This window comes from Streptomyces sp. NRRL WC-3549, assembly GCF_000721935.1.
Lineage (GTDB): Bacteria > Actinomycetota > Actinomycetes > Streptomycetales > Streptomycetaceae > Streptomyces.
This window is the reverse complement of sequence record NZ_KL585441.1, coordinates 6,260-7,989: the sequence shown is the minus strand read 5'-3', so window position 1 is coordinate 7,989 and position 1,730 is coordinate 6,260. Positions and strand designations below refer to the sequence as shown.

Sequence of the window (1,730 nt, the reverse complement as noted above, 5' to 3'; positions counted from 1 at the left end):
GCCCGCGGGTGCGGGCGGGCGCGTCAGAGCGCGGGGCTCACGGGCCGCAGGAGCCGGCCCTCCGCGTAGGCCCGGGCGGGTACGGGCAGGTCGGCAGCGTGCCCGCCGAGGAGGACGGTGAGCGTGCCGGACGGTTCGGCCGACGGAGCGGGTACGGCACCGATGCGGCGCAGTGCCTGGGCGGCGACCGCATCCGCGGAACCGTGGAACGTGGGGTCCGGGTGGCCGGGGTGCCGCACGGCGGTGCGGATACGTTCCGCCACGAGCTCGTAGTGGGTGCAGCCCAGGACGACGTCGGCCACACCGGTCGGAGTGAGGGCGGCCGCCGCGGCCACGGCGCGGTCGATCGCCGCCTCGTCCGCGTGCTCCACGGCGTCGGCGAGCCCCGGGCAGGGCACCTCGACCACGTCGACGCGGGACGCGAAGGCCCCGATCAGTCCGCGCTGGTAGGGGCTGCCGGTGGTCGCCGGGGTGGCCCAGATCGCCACCGGGCCGCCGCCGGCCGCGGCCGGTTTGATCGCGGGCACGGTACCGACGACGGGCAGTGCGGGCTCCAGCTCGTCCCGCAGGGCCGGCAGGGCGTGGACGGACGCGGTGTTGCAGGCGACGATCAGCGCGTCCGGCCGGTGGGCCGCGGCGGCCCGCGCCACGGCGAGCGCCCGCTCGGTCACGTCCTGGGGGGTGCGGGGTCCCCAGGGCATCGAGGCGGGGTCGGACGACAGCACCAGATCGGCGTCGGGCCGCAGTCGGCGTACCGCGGCCGCGGCCGCGAGCAGGCCGATTCCCGAGTCCATGAGTGCGATCTTCACCCGGTCACCATAGTCGACCGCCCTTGCGCCGCCGCCGAAGTGGTGCAGACTTCGGCGGATGAGCGCCGTTGCCTGGATCGCCGTGGTGTCGTTGTCCGCATGGGTGTGGCTGCTGCTGGGCCAGGGGTTCTTCTGGCGGACCGACCAGCGGCTGCCCGACCGCGACGAACCGGTGGAACGAGGCGGCGGTACTGCCGGCGAGCCTGCCCTCGCTGCTCGCCCAGGACTACCCCGGGGAGGCTGAGGTCGTCCTGGTCGACGACTGCAGCGACGACGGTACGGGACGGCTGGCCCGTGCCCTGTCCGTGCGCTGCGGCGGGCTGCCCCTGACGGTGGTGACCCCCGGTGAGCCCGGACCCGGCTGGACGGGCAAGCTCTGGGCGCTGCGCCACGGGATCGCGCTGGCCCGGCGGCGGAAGCCCGAGTTCCTGCTGCTGACGGACGCGGACATCGCCCATGAGCCGGACAGCCTGCGCGAGCTGGTCCGCGCGGCCGCGGGCCCTCCGATCGAGGGCGCCAGGGGCGGCGAGGGCGGTTTCGACCTCGTGTCGCAGATGGCGCGGCTGAGGGTGACGAGCACCTGGGAGCGGCTGGTCGTACCGGCGTTCGTCTACTTCTTCGGTCAGCTCTACCCCTTCCGGTGGGTGAACCGGGCGCATACGCGGACGGCCGCGGCCGCGGGCGGCTGTGTGCTGCTGCGGGCCGACGCCGCCGAGCGGGCGCGGATCCCGGAGTCCATCCGGCAGGCGGTGATCGACGACGTGACGCTGGCGGGTGCGGTACAGCGCAGCGGGGGCCGGATCTGGCTGGGACTCGCGGACCGGGTGGACAGCGTGCGGCCGTACCCCGGCCTGCGGGACCTGTGGCGGATGGTCTCGCGCAGTGCGTACGCGCAACTGCGGCACAGCGCGCTGCTGCTGG

At 75.4% G+C, this 1,730-nt stretch carries 1 protein-coding gene and 1 pseudogene; one reads left to right on the top strand and one right to left on the bottom strand.

Features of this window, described 5'->3' with window-relative positions; translation table 11 throughout:
• Positions 1–23: 23 nt before the first annotated feature.
• On the bottom strand, positions 24–809 hold the full coding sequence (locus IH13_RS0133350; protein WP_031090408.1) for a glutamate racemase: 786 nt from the start codon (positions 807–809) through the stop codon (positions 24–26).
• Positions 810–867: 58 nt separating this feature from the next.
• On the opposite strand from IH13_RS0133350, the pseudogene IH13_RS39180 reads away from it, so the two are divergent.
• A pseudogene (locus IH13_RS39180) lies at positions 868–1,730 on the top strand (glycosyltransferase); the annotation flags it as partial.